The sequence below is a fragment of the Neobacillus rhizophilus genome (genome assembly GCF_018343535.1).
Lineage (GTDB): Bacteria > Bacillota > Bacilli > Bacillales > Cytobacillaceae > Neobacillus > Neobacillus rhizophilus.
The window spans coordinates 508,399-527,092 of record NZ_JAGYPF010000004.1 but is presented as its reverse complement, the minus strand read 5'-3'; the positions used below and the strand labels follow the sequence as shown (position 1 = coordinate 527,092).

At 38.8% G+C, this 18,694-nt stretch carries 20 protein-coding genes and 1 pseudogene; 6 read left to right on the top strand and 15 right to left on the bottom strand.

Annotation, left to right across the window (positions count from 1 at the left end; genetic code table 11):
* Positions 1 to 561: 561 nt before the first annotated feature.
* Complete coding sequence (locus KHA99_RS20835) at positions 562 to 1,968, bottom strand: alpha/beta hydrolase domain-containing protein (protein WP_213119398.1); 1,407 nt, start codon at positions 1,966 to 1,968, stop codon at positions 562 to 564.
* 312 nt (positions 1,969 to 2,280) lie between these two features.
* Between KHA99_RS20835 and KHA99_RS20830 the strand changes: the two genes are divergently transcribed.
* Positions 2,281 to 3,597 (top strand): neutral/alkaline non-lysosomal ceramidase N-terminal domain-containing protein, encoded by a 1,317-nt coding sequence (locus KHA99_RS20830; protein WP_213119397.1) that lies wholly within the window; start codon positions 2,281 to 2,283, stop codon positions 3,595 to 3,597.
* A gap of 77 nt (positions 3,598 to 3,674) precedes the next feature.
* On the opposite strand, the pseudogene KHA99_RS20820 reads toward KHA99_RS20830, so the two are convergent.
* A pseudogene (locus tag KHA99_RS20820) lies at positions 3,675 to 4,442 on the bottom strand (SDR family oxidoreductase).
* 318 nt (positions 4,443 to 4,760) lie between these two features.
* On the opposite strand from KHA99_RS20820, the gene KHA99_RS20815 reads away from it, so the two are divergent.
* Positions 4,761 to 5,057, top strand: a complete 297-nt coding sequence (locus KHA99_RS20815; RefSeq protein WP_213119394.1) for a hypothetical protein — start codon at positions 4,761 to 4,763, stop codon at positions 5,055 to 5,057.
* A gap of 227 nt (positions 5,058 to 5,284) precedes the next feature.
* Positions 5,285 to 5,506: a YdbC family protein gene (locus KHA99_RS20810; RefSeq protein WP_213119393.1), complete on the top strand. Its 222-nt coding sequence runs from the start codon at positions 5,285 to 5,287 to the stop codon at positions 5,504 to 5,506.
* Positions 5,507 to 6,214: 708 nt separating this feature from the next.
* On the opposite strand, the gene KHA99_RS20805 is transcribed toward KHA99_RS20810, so the two are convergent.
* Both KHA99_RS20805 and KHA99_RS20800 read right to left on the bottom strand, forming a co-directional pair.
* Entirely contained in the window at positions 6,215 to 7,192 is a 978-nt protein-coding gene (locus KHA99_RS20805) for a M20/M25/M40 family metallo-hydrolase (RefSeq protein WP_307852115.1), read from the bottom strand.
* 366 nt (positions 7,193 to 7,558) lie between these two features.
* Positions 7,559 to 8,119 carry a hypothetical protein gene (locus tag KHA99_RS20800; RefSeq protein ID WP_213119392.1) on the bottom strand — a complete coding sequence of 187 codons (561 nt, stop codon included), beginning with the start codon at positions 8,117 to 8,119 and terminating at the stop codon, positions 7,559 to 7,561.
* Between the two features lie 434 nt (positions 8,120 to 8,553).
* Between KHA99_RS20800 and KHA99_RS20795 the strand changes: the two genes are divergently transcribed.
* The gene (locus KHA99_RS20795; RefSeq protein WP_213119391.1) at positions 8,554 to 8,691 is read left to right on the top strand and encodes a hypothetical protein; all 138 of its coding nucleotides are present in this window, start codon (positions 8,554 to 8,556) and stop codon (positions 8,689 to 8,691) included.
* A gap of 227 nt (positions 8,692 to 8,918) precedes the next feature.
* Here the strand turns inward: KHA99_RS20795 and KHA99_RS20790 are convergent, their stop codons facing one another.
* Together KHA99_RS20790 and KHA99_RS20785 are read right to left on the bottom strand one after the other, a co-directional pair.
* Entirely contained in the window at positions 8,919 to 9,353 is a 435-nt protein-coding gene (locus KHA99_RS20790) for a CBS domain-containing protein (protein WP_213119390.1), read from the bottom strand.
* 220 nt (positions 9,354 to 9,573) lie between these two features.
* Positions 9,574 to 10,578 (bottom strand): DUF3231 family protein, encoded by a 1,005-nt coding sequence (locus KHA99_RS20785; RefSeq protein WP_213119389.1) that lies wholly within the window; start codon positions 10,576 to 10,578, stop codon positions 9,574 to 9,576.
* Positions 10,579 to 10,893: 315 nt separating this feature from the next.
* Between KHA99_RS20785 and KHA99_RS20780 the strand changes: the two genes are divergently transcribed.
* On the top strand, positions 10,894 to 13,152 hold the full coding sequence (locus tag KHA99_RS20780; RefSeq protein ID WP_213119388.1) for a beta-glucosidase: 2,259 nt from the start codon (positions 10,894 to 10,896) through the stop codon (positions 13,150 to 13,152).
* A gap of 226 nt (positions 13,153 to 13,378) precedes the next feature.
* Here the strand turns inward: KHA99_RS20780 and KHA99_RS20775 are convergent, their stop codons facing one another.
* From KHA99_RS20775 to KHA99_RS20740, 8 genes are all read right to left on the bottom strand, one after another.
* Positions 13,379 to 13,741 carry a hypothetical protein gene (locus tag KHA99_RS20775; protein ID WP_249366797.1) on the bottom strand — a complete coding sequence of 121 codons (363 nt, stop codon included), beginning with the start codon at positions 13,739 to 13,741 and terminating at the stop codon, positions 13,379 to 13,381.
* Positions 13,742 to 13,757: 16 nt separating this feature from the next.
* Entirely contained in the window at positions 13,758 to 14,111 is a 354-nt protein-coding gene (locus tag KHA99_RS20770) for a hypothetical protein (RefSeq protein WP_213119387.1), read from the bottom strand.
* Between the two features lie 16 nt (positions 14,112 to 14,127).
* Positions 14,128 to 14,310: a hypothetical protein gene (locus KHA99_RS20765; protein ID WP_213119386.1), complete on the bottom strand. Its 183-nt coding sequence runs from the start codon at positions 14,308 to 14,310 to the stop codon at positions 14,128 to 14,130.
* A 14-nt stretch (positions 14,311 to 14,324) separates the two neighbouring features.
* Complete coding sequence (locus KHA99_RS20760; protein ID WP_213119385.1) at positions 14,325 to 14,708, bottom strand: Hsp20/alpha crystallin family protein; 384 nt, start codon at positions 14,706 to 14,708, stop codon at positions 14,325 to 14,327.
* A gap of 125 nt (positions 14,709 to 14,833) precedes the next feature.
* Positions 14,834 to 15,079, bottom strand: coding sequence for a hypothetical protein (locus KHA99_RS20755; RefSeq protein WP_213119384.1), 246 nt, complete (start codon positions 15,077 to 15,079; stop codon positions 14,834 to 14,836).
* A gap of 28 nt (positions 15,080 to 15,107) precedes the next feature.
* A complete protein-coding gene (locus KHA99_RS20750; RefSeq protein ID WP_213119383.1) occupies positions 15,108 to 15,641 on the bottom strand; it encodes a spore germination protein in 534 nt (177 codons plus the stop codon).
* A 230-nt stretch (positions 15,642 to 15,871) separates the two neighbouring features.
* Complete coding sequence (locus KHA99_RS20745) at positions 15,872 to 16,384, bottom strand: hypothetical protein (RefSeq protein ID WP_213119382.1); 513 nt, start codon at positions 16,382 to 16,384, stop codon at positions 15,872 to 15,874.
* A 107-nt stretch (positions 16,385 to 16,491) separates the two neighbouring features.
* Positions 16,492 to 16,740 carry a hypothetical protein gene (locus KHA99_RS20740; RefSeq protein ID WP_213119381.1) on the bottom strand — a complete coding sequence of 83 codons (249 nt, stop codon included), beginning with the start codon at positions 16,738 to 16,740 and terminating at the stop codon, positions 16,492 to 16,494.
* A gap of 338 nt (positions 16,741 to 17,078) precedes the next feature.
* Here KHA99_RS20740 and KHA99_RS20735 point away from each other — a divergent pair, with 338 nt between their 5' ends.
* Positions 17,079 to 17,657, top strand: a complete 579-nt coding sequence (locus KHA99_RS20735; protein WP_213119380.1) for a hypothetical protein — start codon at positions 17,079 to 17,081, stop codon at positions 17,655 to 17,657.
* A gap of 151 nt (positions 17,658 to 17,808) precedes the next feature.
* Here KHA99_RS20735 and KHA99_RS20730 read toward each other — a convergent pair whose 3' ends face one another.
* Positions 17,809 to 18,012, bottom strand: a complete 204-nt coding sequence (locus tag KHA99_RS20730) for a zinc ribbon domain-containing protein (RefSeq protein WP_213119379.1) — start codon at positions 18,010 to 18,012, stop codon at positions 17,809 to 17,811.
* Positions 18,013 to 18,694: the final 682 nt, after the last annotated feature.

Sequence of the window (18,694 nt, the reverse complement as noted above, 5' to 3'; positions counted from 1 at the left end):
TATAAAAATTTTTTTTGTCAAAGAAAACATCTTTCCTTTTCTCCAATATTTCTGTTCACGTTTTTTATTGGCTCAAATTTAATAGCCATTCTTTAACTTTTTAAGCTTCCTGATTGAATTTATCAAATTCGTAATTCAATAGATGTCCTGAATATTCAACCTTTTATGTGGAATCGGAATCACTCTAGTATCTACTTACAATCAACTCCTTCAAAAAAGATACCCAAATGAAGTAGAGATCGTTACCTGCTATGAAAATGCTAGATGTGAACAAATGATTTATACATTTAATAAATGCCAATTGATTGTTCAGATTGATCGTGATGGTAAGACCGTTCAATATTTGGATTTACGAAAAACTAAATAAAAAAGGATAACCAAGCGGCGCCGCTCACTCCCCTCATGGCATAACCATTGAAATAATTCCTTATATTGTACGATACGACATGGCCGAATTATTAAACACACTTAAAAAACCGAATCAGCAGCATCCCATAAAGGTGCTGCTGATTCGGTTTTATTTTGAAAAAATACCATTATAGTAAATCCATTATTTTCATTCTATTTACCAATTAAACTCTTAGCAGCTGCCTCTCTTATTAATTCTGCATCATCCTTAAGTATAAAACCTTGCTTAAGAATAGTATTGGTAGCTTGGTTCATTTTAGAGACATAGGAGCCATGATTAGGATATAGCTGACTTAGAAGTGCTGGCTTAAATGGTTCTGAAGAGCCGTATAAACGCTCAAATCCTGGTCCCGAGTTATCTCCTGTATTAACGCCAGTTGGAACTTCGTGTTCTGGCAATCTAATTCCTCCCAAGGCATTTCCGTAAGTATCCCTTGCTTTCGTCACACCATCTGCCATCCACGAAAAACGAGGAGCAGTTGGTGGAACCGCCTGGCCATCAATCCACTTTACCATGTAGTCATAGGCAGCATCTTGCACATAAGTAAATGGTATTCTGCTAAATGGAGGACGTGAACTCTGAATAGGCGTGATTCCGCCTAAATCCCGAATTAGGACTGGTTCATACCCCACTCTCTGTATCCAATCCACATGGGATGTTCCAGCTACCTCCCAACGGCGGAGGTTTTTGGAATCTGCCTCATCGCTTGCAGCATAGGTTGTAGAGCTTGTCGCTTGTCTTACGTCCGTTTCAGCCATCATACGGAAGATTTTGGTGTCGAGATCTTTTCTTAAAGGCACAGATGTTCCACGGATGACGAAACCGTCTATCACATTATGAATCGGATGAATGGAGTTATAGTAACGTGCAAGATAACCGGCAGACTGAGAATGACCTGTTGCAATGATTTTGTTTACCTTCAGCCCTTCCAGTGGATTTGTTCCCTTTGGATTCCTAAGTGCTTGGGCAACTTGAGAATAAATATCATACGACAGAGCATCATTGGTTATTTTCCCTTGATCCGTTACATCTAACGTTTTATAACGTTCACTCCAACCCTTTAAACGATCAACACCAACACGCTGTGCAGAGACTCCCACCCAAGCATATCCTGCACGGGTTATGTAGTCACGAGAGAGCATCCAGTCAAACTCAATATCTAACCCTGCTGTAACGTTGTACCATTCTAGTAGGACCGTACCATTAAAATTCTTTTGATTTGCTGGGCGACGGACCACGATTCTAGTTTTATATTCTTTATCACCATTTTCAATTGACGTTCCTGTTTCTAGAGAAGGGGTTGTATATTGCCGGGCAGTACCTTCCACGAAGAACTCTTCTTCCACATATCCTCTATTCGCTAAATCCATATTGGTTGCCCCAAACGTATAATTATGAGACGGGTCACCTGGAGTAACCGATAGGATCGGTCCTGTAATAGTTGGGTTGGGTACGGTTGAAATACTCGAAGAAGTATCGGCTGAAGCTGAAGCCGCAAACAAAGATGTAGATAGTGCAATGATGGAAAGTAAAGACAGACCTTTAGAGAGCGCTTTCAATAATGTTCACTCCTTTTCATTCCAATAGGTTTTCTGTTCATTCCTCTCTTTGTTTTCTCCTTTCATTAGATTTGGACAGCTAAACGAATTTGAATAGCTAATTAAATAATAGCATGATAGATATTTCGAATCCCGAATTTTCATTCGACATTATCGGACGTTAATTTTAACGATTCACTCCTTATAAACCGGTGAAATCAGTCCTACTATGATAGAATCTCGAACTAATTGTCGCAATTTTTAGATTAAATATCATTGCATTTAGTACTGCGTCGACTTCACAATAAAATAATAGATATTGGAGGTGTTTGGATGGTTAAAAAGTTTAGTAGATTCAAATCATTATTTACTTACATAATGGTGATGACAACTCTTTTGCTGGGTGGAGTTGTGTATTCACCATCGTATGGGTTTGCACAGGCAGGAACCAGCGCAGATTTCTCAGCAGGTGTCGCTAAGGTAAGTCTTTCACCAACTCAGAGCCAATTGGCTGGAAAAAAGTTATACATGGGCGGCTATGGCGGCTATATGAGTCGAGGACCTGCTGAAGGTGTGTCTAACGATGGCATTTATGCACGTGCGCTGGCAGTAAAGTCTGGTCAGGATTCTCTTGTCTTCCTTACCATTGATACAACAGTTATCGGCAATGTCATTCTCGATGCCATTCGTCAAGGTGCATCAAGCCAGACCGGGATTCCAGAAGACCATATCGTCATAAGCGCTACCCATACGCATGCCGGGCCAGATTTGAATGGACTATGGGGTGGCGTGCCAGCCGATTATAAACAATTGTTCATTGAGAATTCAATCAAGGCAGTGGTTAAAGCGACAAATCAAATGAAGCATGCCACTATTAGAACGGGTTCCACGACGGTACCGCAGGAGTTAGTCAAAAATCGCCGGGGCCTAGGATATACCGATCATGCATTAGGGATTTTACAGGTACAGTCCGGAAACAAGACATTGGCAACACTGGTAAATTTCGCTGCCCATCCAGTTGTACTAAGGGATGATAACAAACTTCTTTCCTCCGATTTCGTCGGTTCGCTCGAGAAGGAAATTGAGTCACAATACGGCGGCACTGCCATGTTTGTAAATGGTGCCCAAGGGGATGTTGAACCCAATGTAAACTGGAAGGTGCCGGTTTCTGAACAATATACGTTAGCTAAGGATTATGGTCAATCTCTATCAAAATACGTTTTTGAAGCAATAGAAAAGAGCAAGACGGTCCCTCCGGGCATTGCTTTCCAAACACAGAATGCCACCTTCCCGGTGGAAAACCCATCCTTCATCTTCGCCAAAAATATGGGTTTATTTAATGGCTATGCTGCAATGAGACAGGAAGGACTCCAATATTTTTTCGATAGCAAGATTTCTCGAATTACGCTTGGCAAAGGTAGGAACGCCGTTGAAATGGTGACCCTGCCAGGTGAAGCGGTGACTAATTTGGGTCTGAATATTCGAGACCTTATGCCAGGTAACCATAAAATGCTTCTGGGCCTAACCCATGATACGTTAGGCTACCTCATTCCAGAATCAGAATGGAGCACCACAGGTTATGAAGAAACCGTTTCATTAGGAAGAGAAGCTGGGGACATTGTTAGAAGAACGATTGAAGGATTGTATTAATCTATAGGCCATCCTAAGGGTTTCCACACCCCGAATCATTGGTTTGGAAACCCTATTTAAAAAAGTGGCTGCCATATTTATTTAAAAATATCCCTTTTACTAATCATAGATTTGGCAAATCGCCACATTACCTTTGGTTTGGTCAGCCATTGGATTTTTGCATCATTGTCTTGATTTTCGAGCACTTTCGAGGCCAGAAATTTCGTTACTGGTTCAACCTTATCGCCCAAGATGTTGAAGATTTTCCGGTTGTGTTCATCAAGGGATTTTCGCAGAAAATCGGTCGCGACCATTCCAGGACTTAACGTCCCTATTTTTATATTAGTCTGCTTGGCCTCAATTGCCAAAGAGCGGGTAAAATAGCTGACGGCACTTTTGGATGTCCCCTATAACGTCATCTTTTCGCGCATCATTCCATTGCTGCCGAAGCCCTCCATGTTGTAAATTTGGCCGAATCCTTGTTTTAACATATGACTAAAGGCAACATGGCAGCCGTTCATAACACCTTTAAGATTCGTGTGAATAACCTGATAGAACTCGTCTTCGCCCATTTCCCAAAAATACTTGCGCTCCTGGTCAATTCCTGCATTGTTTATCCAAATATCAATAGTGCCAAAATGTTTTTCGGCATAATTCCACAATTGTTCCAAATCGTCTCGTTTATCAACTGCTCCTGCATATCCTTCAACAGTATCAGGATTAATTTCTTTTAAGCTTTGCAATGCTCGATCGACACTTTCCTTGGATTGTCCATTGATCGTTACCTTACATCCCGCCAGTAAAAATTCCCGGGCCAATCCATAACCAATTCCTCTTGTACTTCCCGTGATGACAACATGCTTCATACTCTTGCAAACCCCATTTCCATGAAAAAAATCGATCATCTTCATTATAAATCTTTTTTCAAAGGACACCTGCTGCTGTAGTGGTGAATTATTTCGATTTGGTGGAAATTTCCCCATCGGCTCGAAATACCGAGGTTTATTAATTTCCTGAATTAGTTTACATAATAAAATTATGAATCGGAACTTTTTTCTGCGTTGTTCATGCAGCCCTGCTTAATCGATCATTGTTATTGACGGTTTTTAACCGGTAAAATCTCAAAGACAACTACCATTTTTAGGTTAAAATCAACTTAAGAAAAATATTGAGGTGAATAAAAAATGAGAGAAGAAAATTTCATTTCATTTTTAGAAAAAGATAGTAACATTGAGAGTAAAAGTAAGGCTGTTAAATCAAGATTAAGTAAAGCTAGAAGAGTCGAAGAGGAATTTCGCGTTAATTTAGATGAAGTTGTTATGGATGATCAAGCTACTTATGAGATATTAAAAAAACTTAGGGATACACTCGATATAAGTGCCAATGGTAGCTATGGCAATGCAGTTCGCAAATACTATAAGTTTGTAAATCAAAAGGATTTCCCTACCCTTATCCAATATGAAAGAAGACGGAAAATTTAAGTATCTACCACTTATATCGGTCGAAGTGGGCTTTTAAAATCCCATTGCGTAGCGATTTCGTTCTTATGATGATCTAAAGTTGTTTTGGGCAGCAGGACAAGATCTAGATAGGTAACGAGGCGTTGCTTTTTCTCGTCATTACAGCACTATCAATAGGTAAATAGAGTAGTTTATCGCAAAGCTGGCTTGACCATAATAATAGACAGCAAAGGAAATGGAGGATCAGTATGGCAGAGATTAAATATGAGATAACTGAATCAATAGGCAAACTATCCGAATCGCCTAAAGGCTGGAATAAGGAATTGAATCTTGTTAGCTGGAACGGAAAAGAACCCAAGTATGATTTGCGGGATTGGGCACCGGACCATGAAAAGATGGGAAAAGGCATCACACTTACAAAAGAGGAACTGCAGGCTTTGAAGGATATATTAAACGGGATGGAATTGTGATTCTGATTAGACAGAGCTGACTAGCTAAAGAAGTCAGCCCTTATTTTTTGGTTTAATAGGGGGCCGACGTGAGTCATGAGAACTGTCTGAGATCGCTGAAAAACAGTCTTAAGTATAAGTTCTTAAAGACAAAACGGCCTCGGTTGAGGGTGAATTTCTTTAAAAAGCCTTCTATTCTGACCGTGAGCACAAGAGATGGCTCTTGCTGGTAAAAATATATCAGTCTTTTCTGCCCGTGGGCACAAGAAAAGTGCCCCACCGGTAAAAATAAGCATTCTATTTTGCCCGTGAGCACAAGAAATGTGCTGCACCGGTAAAAATAAACCGGTCTTTTCTGCCCGCGGGCACAAGAATAGTGCCGCACCGGTAAAAATAAGCCATTTATTCTGCCCGTGAGCACAAAAAAAGTGTCTCACTGGTAATAATAAATTGGTCTTTTCTACCTGTGGGCACTAAAAAAGTGCCGAATCGGTAAAAATGAGCATTCTATTTTGCCCGTGAGCACAAGAAATGTGCTGAACCGATAAAAATATGCAGCATATGTAGCCCGTCCATCCTAATAAAAGTAGCACTCTTGGTCCTCCAAACTATATAACAGAAAAAACGAGGGCAAAATTGGTTTCTTCGTCTTCGCTTTTATTTGAATAATAAAAAAATAAGAAAGGCTTTCTCACACTTTGAGTGAGGCAGCCTTTCTTTTTTATGGGATTATTTGGAAGTGCTTGTCTTGTCCATAAATTTTAATATATCAGTTAGTAAAATACTAAAGGTGGACAAATGTTCCTTAATTCTCCCTGGATATGCATTCTCGATAAACTCAAGTGTATCTTTAGTTGTATGCCATACTTCGCCATGATCAACCGTTTGAGTATAGCCATCTAAATCACCAATTTCCCAGTTAGTGGCTTCTAAATATCCGTAAGGGATACCCTTCGCTTTAAAAGGTGCATGGTCGCTCCAGTCTCCAGTTGTGCCAGCTGGATAATCAGCGTTTACTCCTGGGTTAGTTTCCACGTTTAACTTTTTCTTCTTTACGATTTCTAACGCTTGGTTACGAATGAAGCCAGCCTCACCTTCGTCGCCGTAAACATACATTTTATCACCTACAGCAAGACTGTCTAAATTGATCATTCCAACTGTATTGGCAATCTCATTTGAAGTCATATGGTTCGCATAATAATTAGACCCTCGTAATCCAGTTTCTTCAGCTCCAAATGCGATAAATAAAATCGAGTAAGGTGTATTAATATTCTTTAAAACCTCAGCCGTTTCTAAAAGTACACCAACTCCTGAAGCATTATCATCCACACCGAGTCCTTTAGAAACGGAGTCATAGTGAGCCCCTACGATGATTTGTTTGGTAGATTTACCAGGCTTATAGGCAATCACATTTGATGATGAAACTTGTTTTCCACTTCTTGTATAAGTGAATTCTTGAACAGCAGTCTGTAACCCAATCCGCTCAAACTGACTTTTAATATACTGTTCTGCTAATCTTTCTTTTTCGGTTCCAGCTACCCTTTGACCGATTTCATATGCAAGGTATTTCATGTGTTCATAGGCCATCGCACCATTTTTATGTGCGAGCGATGGTTGATATGTAACGGTTTGGGCAGAAACACCTCCAGCAATGGTCATTAATCCAAAGAGCAATGTAACAAAGGACAACAAGAATTTACTCTTCACCAAATCACTCCTAACATATGGTTATTTATATAGGATAATAGATTCTTATTAAAGAAACAATAGATATGTAAAATTTCCCCATCTAAAAAGCAACATTCATGGAGTGATGATACTATTTAGAACTGACTGTTAATTGAATCCAGGCCTTTCGATAAAGCAGGTTTAATATAAAAAATGCCCATCACTAGGACGAGGCTAGTTAAAATGTTGTTACGAGGAAAATTAACAATAGAAAGTACCCAAGAAATTCCTCTAGGCTTCCTATTTGTTTAAAAGGGTACCGGGGCGGTTCGGGAACCTAACAGCGAATATAAAGCCAATAAAAAAAGCCCGTCACTGGGCTTCTCCAAGTTTTATCAAAGGGACTTATACTAATTTCCCAGGCTCTTCCTTCACGTTTTTCCTTACTGTAATGCCTAACCATGCAAAACCGATTCCGGCAATTAATTGCGCAACATAGGTGCCAAATGGAATCACTTCGGCAACAGAGGCTATGATTAAAAGCCACCCCGCCCATCGGACACCTTTCCATGCATTCGCAATTCCGTATAGCAATACTCCAAATAGTAACAAATAGACCGAGAACATATGACCTATAAAGCCGGTCGGCAGTGAATCTAATACTTTGGAATCAAAAGCTAGCAAATCTTCGATTAAAAATGATTGATACCATTTCACACCTAACCAGAGAGATAATCCAATTATTAAAAATATAAAACTAAACAATCCAAACGCTCCGAGATTTTTAAACTGGCCAAAATAAAGTCCGATTGCTCCAAGCAGTATGAAAATGTACCCAACCTGATCTAAATATGTGGCATAAATGGAGTCGGGAGTCACAAAAAACCAAGCCTGCGTTACAATGATTAGTAAACCACCCAAAACAGAAAAAAGTGCCAAAGCATTTACCAATTTCTGTGATGTCATAACAACACCTTCCTTAGGCAGTATTTCCTTCACATCCATTGACCGTGTCATCAGGCATTTTCACAGACTTATTTCCCAGTTCATTCCCCCATTTCGTAAGATTAAGAACATATTAGATACATATGGATTAAGTATCAAAATATTCGTGGAAATCGCAGCTACAATCATTCTTTAGAAAATGGATGAAAGTCCTCTACATTTGTACCTCTGTTTTATAATGCACATCCTCCTGAAACCATTCCTTTGGATTGCCTCCACATCCCTTTGGCCAGGGATGCGTAAGCTTTTGATCATCTTCTCCGGGTTTACATAACACTACTTTTATCCTGAGGCAAGGTTAAAACTTATTTCTAGCCCATTCATCGAACATAAAATCTTCGTCACTGCTGCATACTATATTTATTAAATATTTAAATGAATTGAGGTTTTGGAAAATGGATGAAATGAGAAATACGAATCAAGTAGAAGAAGTAAATAATCACCTTAAAGAAATTCCCAAGGAAGTCGAAGCAAGAAGTATTGAAAATCAGCCTCAAACCGGTAAAAACGAGAAAGCTATCGAGCCGTTTTAAGCACCTAAGACCTGTTGGACCATATTTGGCGAGGATCACAATAATAACAGAGTATGGGAAATTTCCATACTCTGTTTTTAGTTTTTGAAATTAATTTCACTACACTGCCGGTTATATATTTGAATTGGCATTCATCATAATTGATTAATAAACCGCCAATCACTTCTATTATAAAAATGGCGGCACAGACCCTGGTCTGGATCTGTGCTTTTAAAAGTATCCACTTACTATTGTTGTGGTGCAGAAGGAGTTGAAATACTTTGTAATGCCTCTTCTGCCTCGTTTGCATATTGATTTTGTACGGCTAAATCACCTAAAGCAACCATTCCTACTATTTGTCCGTTTTCGACTACCGGCAGTCGGCGAATTTGCTGCTCTGCCATTAAATCTGCTGCCTGATGAACATCCATATCAGGTGTACCTTGGACGATTTGCTGTGCAGTCATGACTTCAGATACTGGTGTTTGTGCATCTTCACCTTGAGCTGTCGTACGAAGTGTTATATCCCGATCTGTTACAATTCCAACAATTTGTTTGTTGTTATTTACTACTGGGATCGCTCCGATATTATATTCGCTCATTAACGCTGCAGCTTCCTGTACGGTCTGTGTTTCATTAACTGTAACAACATTTGATGTCATAATGTCTCTTAATTGTGCCATGAAAATTCCTCCAATCATATTTACCTTTATAGGATAGGGAACACTGGCGATATTATTAATGGAAGTTTTTTCAAATATTTCTAAACCCTTTTAACAACCGGTGCTTGAACGATAAAAGGATTTTGTCGTGATGATAGCTCCTTCGCTTATTAAAGTAAAAGGAGTTGATGAAGGATTTTCCAATAAATAAAATGCCCTACCGATTGAAGGGCATTTCTTGTTATTTTTGTTTTGCAATTTCTGTTCTATTAGGTGCAAGCGGAGGCTGTTCTAACCATTTATTTTTCACCATAATATTAAACCAATTATTTGTAACCATAAGATTTTGTAAAATAGTACCCTCATAAGTGGTAACTAGGTCTGTTCGCATGGCTGATGCAAGGCCTGCCCCATAATAGGTTTGTGCAGTTTGAAACAAAAATCCCGTGTGATACATTAATAACTTATCAGAAAATGGAGAATCAGTTGAAATTGTCACTTCAGTTTCCAATGATTTTGGAACTGGTAAGTTATCCGCTTGGAGTATTTTTGCTAATGCTTTTATTTGTCCATCAGCTGTTTTCTCAGATTCAGTTAAAAATTTTCTTACTTCTTTGGATTCCGCCACCTGGCTGAATGCAATAGAAAGGGTTTTAGCCATAATACTTTTTTTCAGGTTAAAAGAAATAGAAATGATTTCTATAGCAGTAAGAGTTCTACCTTTCCCAAAAATACCGTCTTTGAAATCATTGCTTGAAATATATTTAGGGTGTTCATCTGCGTAAAATAATGGGTCTCTCTGAAAAAGTCCTTTATCAAGCAATAATTCAATCGTTTGGTGATACAACTTTTTCGCATCGTTATCACATGAGTCGTAAAAATCCCTTAAGTCTTTTCTAACAGAAATGCTTAATGCAGTGGTATGCCCCAATAATCCATGTAAAGTCATTACATGTAAATAGTTTAGGCAGAATGCATCTGAAAACAATCTCTGTTTTCCTAAATACAAATCGGATTCATTAAATCCAATTGGAACAGGAAACCCTTCATTCTCAATAAAAGTGATAATTTGTCTCTTTTGTTTTTCGAATGTCTTGAGAGCATCATTAAAAACCGCTTTTATTGCTTTATCTTCAATAATTGAGTACATATATTTATTTACTATATCTATCGCTGTTCCGTTTACATACTCGCCCCACAAAGAACCAATTTCAGAAGATGACAATTTTAATTTTTCCGTATCCATATTTTCACCTCCCTAGTATTATTTCCTGATTTCAGAAGATATATGATTTGTTTTTAATGTAAGAAGAGAGTTGCTTCCGCCCTTGATAAATTACAAATAAGAAATATTACCCATTACCAAATAATTATTTTTAATTTTTTTAATAGTCAGATAAAAATTTCACAAAAAGTTATAAAAATACCACAAATGGAATCTTGGGATGCTTCATTATAATGAAATTGACATCATTGTGACAACGTTTTCAAGAGAGAGAGTACGGAGGTGAGAAGTGAGTTAAAGGTAAAATCTTTATTCCAATTTGGGGAGGTTGGTAAGGTGTTTAAAGTAGGAAAAAAATTCAAGAAACTTGTGTGGTCTACATTTGTATCGAGTGTAGCTGTGGCAGCCTTAGCGGGCGGAGCATTTTCTGCACAGCCAACACAGGCGAACGCTGAACAGGCCGCTGTTTCATCCCGGCTGCCTTGGATGGATATGTCGCTTTCGCCTGAAAAACGTACCGAACTGCTTATCAATGCGATGACGCTTGACCAGAAAATCCAGCAGCTTGCTGGGAAAAGTGGACCAATTCCGGAGCTGCCGCAATGCGGAAGCCCAGGCAGGCACGTTCCTGGAATCCCTGAACTCGGGATCCCAACGTTCAGGATTACCAATGGTCCTGTAGGACTTGGCGGCGGTGACTGCAGCCCGCAGGATAAGGCAACTGCATTACCTGTTGCAATTGGGCTTGCAGCAAGTTTTGACCCCAATCTTGCCTATGCTTTCGGTGACTTAATGGGTGGTGAGGCCCGCACGCTTGGGCTGCACGAACTCGAAGCACCAGGCATGAATCTTGCACGTTTAGGCGAGAATGGCCGTAATTTCGAATACATGGGTGAAGACCCTTATCTTGCTGGCGTTTTATCCTCTAAAGAGATTCAGGGAATCCAAGATAATGATATTATCGCCATGTCAAAGCATTACGTCCTTAATGATCAAGAACAAAACCGTGGGTCTGTGAACGTTAACATCGACGAAAATGTACTTCATGAGCTTTACCTGCTCCCATTTGAAATGTCAGTAAAGGATGGTAACGTTGGTTCGATTATGTGTTCCTACAACCGAGTAAGCGGAACCTACGCCTGTGAGAACGACTATCTGTTGAATACCGTTTTGCGCGATCAGTGGGGATTTAAAGGGTATGTGCAATCTGATTTCGGTGCCACCCATTCGACTGCCCCAGCGCTAAACGCCGGATTGGATTTTGAAATGCAGAGTGCCAGATTCTTCAACACTGCCAACATTAATGCCGCACTTGCTGAAGGCAGCTTAACGATCGAAACTGTTAACCAAGCTCTCAGTCGCCGGTATGTCCAAATGTTCAAATATGGTATTTTCGACCGTCCGATTGTTCGGGGTACGATTGATGCTCAGACGAATGGTTCAAAATCGCGCGAAATTGCAGAACAGACAGCCGTCTTGCTGAAGAATGAGGGTAACCTGCTTCCGCTCAACCCATCGGTTCATTCCATTGCCTTAATCGGTAAGGCAACCTATGTTGACGCAGCCGTTGCCGGAGGAGGCGGCAGTTCACGGGTAAGTCCGCTATATACCGTTTCACCTCAGCAGGGACTTCAAAATACTTTAGATAAACTAGGATCTAACGCAGCGATTACCAAGGTAACAGTGGCAAATGACAATAGCAATCTCAACGAAGCAGTAGCTGCGGCTAAGAATGCAGACATCGTCATCCTGATGGCTGGTGTTGTAACCAGCGAGGGCCGTGACCGCCCAAGCTTGTCCTTGCCGGACAGCCAGGATGAAATGATTTCAGCTGTTACGGCAGCAAACAAGAAAACGGCTTTAGTCCTTAAAGATGGGGATCCTGTTCTTATGCCATGGGTTAATGAAGTACCATCGATCCTAGAAGCATGGAATCCAGGTCAGGAAGATGGGAATGTTGTTGCAAACCTGTTATTTGGTCTTGCCAACCCTTCCGGAAAGCTTCCAGTGACTTATCCAGTTTCCAAAGCGGACACACCAACAAGCACTCCAGAGCGCTACCCAGGCGTTAATCAAGGTGTACTCGACAGCACGGGCAAAGAGATTCCGCAAGTGTACTATTCTGAGGGTCTTGAGATGGGTTACCGCTGGTACGATGCAAAAGGCATCAAACCTCTCTTCGCATTTGGTCATGGTCTGTCTTATACCAACTTTGACATCTCTAAATTAGTTGTTACGCCTAAGACAACGGACGGGACTAAGAAAATTCAGGTATCCTTCTTTGTAGAAAATACCGGTAAAGTAGCGGGTGCGGAAGTGCCGCAAGTATACTTAGGTCTGCCTAAAGTGGCGAATGAGCCGCCTAAACGTCTTGTTGGATTTGAAAAAGTCTGGCTCAAACCAGGTGAAAAGAAACGTGTGACGGTTACCATTGACCCAGCAGCAAGCAACCACCCGCTGTCCATCTGGGAGTCCAATGCTGATACTTGGAAAACATTAGATGGCGAGTATAAAGTGTACGTTGGCAACTCTTCTGACAACATTACTTTGACAGATTCCATCAACGTCCGGACTCCAGCGGGCCATAGTAAATAGGGTAGTCAATAAGTAAAGAAGCTGGCGAAACCTTCTGTTTTTCGCCAGCTTCTTTTTTGTTTAAATCTGATAGCTATGACTTTTCCATGAAACCAGGCATTTATAACTATAATTGAAGTTCTACCAATATGTCTGTTTACAATAATCACTCGTAAAAATGCTCAAAGCAGTGCGATTTCAATTGTGAAATCCACTGCTTTCGAGGGGCTGACTCCAAGATTCTGAATCAGATGGAATTGGTATCATCTTTGACAGCATTATTACTATTTTCCTCATTCTCATCATTCACTTCTTCAATATGAAGTTCTGAATTTAACATCTCTTGTTGAATTTTATCTAATGCCTGTCCATTTTGTTGTTGTTCCAATAAATCATAATGGAATATATCACTAATCGCATTCTCATCGATTGATGCTATAATTTCGTGGATATCGTTATGATCACCGGTTATCGAGCCAAATCCTTGGTTTTGTTTTTTATAATTGACAAAACCGCTTGGAAGATTGTTTCCAAGATTAACACAGGATGCACCCTCTACCGTTCCAATTGAAATCGATCCAATAAAAAAAGCGGGGGAAAAACGTTTCAATATCAACATCCTTTCCCTAATTCATGGTATAAGACACTGGCTTTCCATTTATGTTTATTTGAATGTCATCCCTTTTATCTATTTGTCCTTCTTGTAGATTCTTTTGAACAGCCGGATTTTTAGGAAGCTGCTTGCGATTGACGTTGGGAGAGAACGTATTTCCAAGATTCAACATGCCGCTCAACTCTTTAATATCCAACTTTTCAAGCTGGAATGCTAGTTCATCAATGTTTAATTCTTGTAGATGAAGATCCTTCACGTCCATTTTAACAATGACGGATGGGTTGTTTTTATCGTGGAGGGATTTCTCAAGTGTGCTGATCTTTTGGAACAATTCATCAAGTTTTTTTAGTAGATTTTCTTGGTCCATCAATCTCCATTCCCTTTTAAGAGTGTTTTTCTATCAATCCTGCATTTGATTTGACCTTATTATTTCCTTTTATGGTCCCGAACCCTTCGTTCGTCACAACTTCGTTTTTTCTTCCCTTTATGATGTTTGTTCCCACCAATAATCCTGAAGAATCTTTTATCTCGTTAATTTTTAATGAACCGTATTTAATGGATGTCATGATCGATCTCCCTATTATTTTTCTTTTTTTAAAAAAGGGATTGTTATTAATAAAATTCCCCTATCAAAGATGGCCTGAAGTTGTTCCAAATGACACTCTTCTGGAATCGTTATCTCCCTTCGAAAAAAACCGTAAAACCGTTCGCTGCTGATTACTTTCATATCATCATCTATATAATCTTTGTTAATGTTTCCTTCAATTGTTAAGATACGATTCATTCGTTTTACAGACAAGTCCTCTTTCCTGGCCCCGGCGAGCTCAATGGAAAGTATGAAGTTCTGGTTTAATTTGTATACATCCATCCTTGGTTCCACAAATGGTGAGATTTCCTGCAATAATTCGGAGAAATCCTCTCCTAACATCTGTTTGACGTTAGAACGCAAATGAGGCTTTATCACCCATTGAAAACCTCCCTACTACGGCTAGTCTTATATATATCATTATGTTCTGTTTAGAAAGGTCATGCCTAAAAGGCCAATAAATCTGTAATAAATAAAAATGGGCAGATACTTTAAATTTAAACTTAAAGTACCTGCGCCTGAGCACCAGGTATAACATCTGGATCAATCATATTTCCATCATTTACATCATTATCAATAATCGGGTTGAAATTTTGTATATTAGTAATAATACCACTTTGCTGAGCAAATCCGTTGTTCGTCTTTCTGTGAGCTGACCAACCGGTTAATTGGTTTTCCCCAACTGATACGTCAGAGTTTGTATCTTGATGATTTACATTAATGGCTCCAATTACTATACTAATCGCCAAATCTCTCACCTCAATTTCAGTGGGATTTTTATTTCTGAAACTTATCGCTTATTGGAGAGTCAATCACATCATTATCAATCACGATATTGGTATTGGATGTTAGCTGACTAATTCCTGCCGTTCTCCCTGTTCCCTCATTTGTTTTCCTATGGGCACTCCATCCATTTAGGAAGTTATCTCCAACTGAAACTGCTGCATTTGTAAATAAACTGTTTACGTTTATTTCCTTAATATCAATTTGTTTCGGCCCCTCTGGCTGTCCGTCCATGAGAGTGACTGTATGATTTTCGGTTGGGGCGTCAATTGGTTGTATATCTTTCCTTCCATCCATGTAAGTCACTGCATGACTCTCCATGGGGCTGTCAATGACATCATTATCAACCACTAAGCTAAACGTTTCGGCGACTTGTGAATGATACACTATGCCAAAACCGTGATTATTTTTGTGATGAGAGGACCAGTTATTCACAGTATTTATTCCGACAAATATTCCCGATGCTGTATCAAGGGAATTTACATTAATTCCCTTGATTATAAGATTAGTCACGCGTCTTTTTTGCATCCTTAGCCTCCCACACACATTTTTCTTCAAAAGGGCAAGTGCCGTTTTTGGAAAAAGTTTTTAATAATAAAATATGATTAGATATATGTCTTGGTTCTTCACCATTCTGATGGCATACAATATGTGGTAACACGAAATATTACTCGCATGGGATTTAAATAATAAAAAACCTTCCGGTAGGAATCAAACGGAAGGTTTCTTGGAATGCTTTGTAGGAAAAAAGGGTTAAATCATAATTCTTTTTCAATGATTGCGATTTTGATATCACGATCATCCATGACTGCATCTATAGTATCTTGATCATTAGTTAAATTGATATTCCCCATTAGCTGAATATTATTCCCATTTAAATTACCGTGATTGGTATTTTCTTTTTGATTAGCATCAATCCCATTAACATGACCCTTGCCAACGAATACCGAGCTTCCTGGCTGCATCGAATTGACGTTTACACTATTAAGATTAAGATTTGTTAAGTTGTTTTCATCACTTGAATTCTCGAGGGCAATATGAATGTCCCGATCATCAATTGGTGTATCAACTATGTCAGGATCAATTAGGATGGAAGTATTGCAAAGCAGCAAATTAGATTGTCCGCCAATACTTCCGAACACACTGTTTTGCTTGCCATGAGCACTCCAGCCGATTGCAGTATTTTGCTCCCCTATAAAAATACCACACTGTCTCTCCATTGTTTGGACATGAATGTTACCTGCAAAAGTAAAATCTGTAGTTTTACCCATTTATGGTTCACCACTTTAGTTCATTATGAATGAGGTTTTATGCTTTAATTTATGTTCATGAATCTTGGATTGTGCACTCACCTAAAAAGCCGCGTCTTACTGTTTGCTTATATATTCGTTGCAATGATCGGCTTAATATCTTGATCAAAGATAACCCCATCTATAATTTCAAAACTATCCGCGACACTATTTATATTTCCGGCATTAATGGTGTTAATACCGTAAATTCCCCCTGAATTTAAATTGTATTTCCTGTTAGCATCCATCCCATTTACAATACCTTCACCAACAAAAATGGCGGAACTAGGTTGAGGAGAATTTATGTTTAATATTCCTACGTTAACAACTGAAGCCACCCAAATTCCCTCCTATTCTCCCGTTACTGTTAATTATTTTATGTTCATACCATAAAGTGTGGAACATAAAATCGACATCTCAAAAATACACCAAAACAGCAGCAAAAGAATGGATCTGCGAATACAGTTCACCTGAACAAGAAACTCTTGCTTACATTAATTTGTATAAAAATTATTAAATTAAGAGGTGCTCATTGGTATTACCTTATTTTTGTATAAAAATAAAGTGCTTGGCAATTTTAATAACAGGTGATAACTAAGGAAGAATTGGAAATATAAAAGGGATTATTCTATAACTCGAATATCGGTGGTTTTTTGCGTATAGAGGGGTTGATAGCATGTCAGTTAAACAATATTGGAAAGAAATAAACAATAAGAATGAGCAGGTTTCGTCTTTAATGCATTCTTTTTGGCATGAGCATTCTGACTGGGGAAACTGGCAATTCTGGGTCATCCTACTCTTCTTGCTTGTTCCACTGATTGTGCTTCTAATTCAACTTAACCGAAATAGAAGTCTTGAAATTCTTTTCTTTGGCTACACAGTACATATGTTATGGACATATACAGACCTCATACTTATAAGACAAGGTTATGTAGACCATCGCTATTTCCTAACGCCATTCTTGCCACAAGCGTTAGGAATTACAGCATCCCTTATCCCTGTTTCCTTTATGCTTGTCTATCAATATTGCCTGAATCAAGATAAACCTTTCATTATATGGACTACTGGACTAAGTGCCATACTTGCTTTTGTTTTTGCACCTATTGAGAAGTGGATGGGTCTAGTTTCCATCTATAAGGGATTTACGATTGTTCATCTATTTTTTATAGATATTGTTATTACAATGATTGCCTATGGGCTGACGAAGTTTTTTGTAAGGTTTTATGCGGCAAGACAGTCGAAATTGGACCACTAAATTTTTTTTCATAAAAACGTAAAATGGGGTCAGTCCCCCAGTACGTTAAAGCTTTAGTGCACTGGGGGACTGACCCTTGAATCCTGCCTTTAAGATATTTAATGAATATCTTCGATTTAATTTACATAATAAAATTATAGTTAATGTTTTATTAGCCAAAGAATAAATCTAATATATTGGACGTTTTAGAAGATTGCTTATTATAGAATTCCGAGTAACCACATTTTTTACAATACACGACTATAAAGGTATTGTGTTGAATATCTAAGATTTTCGATAAACCTGTTCCCGTCATCGCCACTTCCTTTGTTCCTGCATCTTTGCTTCCGCATTTTATACAGCCTTTTTCAGACATACATGTTCTCCTCCCACAAATAACCAATTTAGTTTCCCTATAATACGAAGGTAACTTGAAAAGGTTTCAGTGGATTTATAGAGTATTGTCCTGCAGCCATTCCTTGCTCTATATGGATCAATAAAGAATCCGCTGGGAGGCTTTACTTTTCACCTATTTACTAAGTATGTTTAATCCCCTTTTATTTCGTAAAGAATGATAAGCGAGGTGATACTGATGAAGCTCCTTTTCATTATCGGAAGTATTGTACTCCCTATAATAATGGTTGTACTTCAAAGAAAATGGTCCATAATAAAGGTCATATTTGATTTAACAGCAATCCTATCGGCACTTATTTTTGGAAATATTTCTTCAATCGCTATCTTTGAGATTATCAAAGATGATAAAGTCTTTATGACCAATATTCATGGAGTATTTCTAAATCCCTTTTTCCTTATGACAGGCGCTTACTTGGGGCTGTATTTTCTATATATCCTTGTTTTACGAGTAATAAATGATATTAAAAACTAAGCAAAAAGTTTAGAACTCTATTCCATATAGTTGCTTTCGAACCAGTCTGCAGTGTATTATCATAAAACATTCGTAATAGATCAACGTTCATCTATCACTTTACCGATCATGCTCTAACATTAAATATCATTTTAATGCAAACCGTTGATAATAAAAATAATCCGCCCCAATC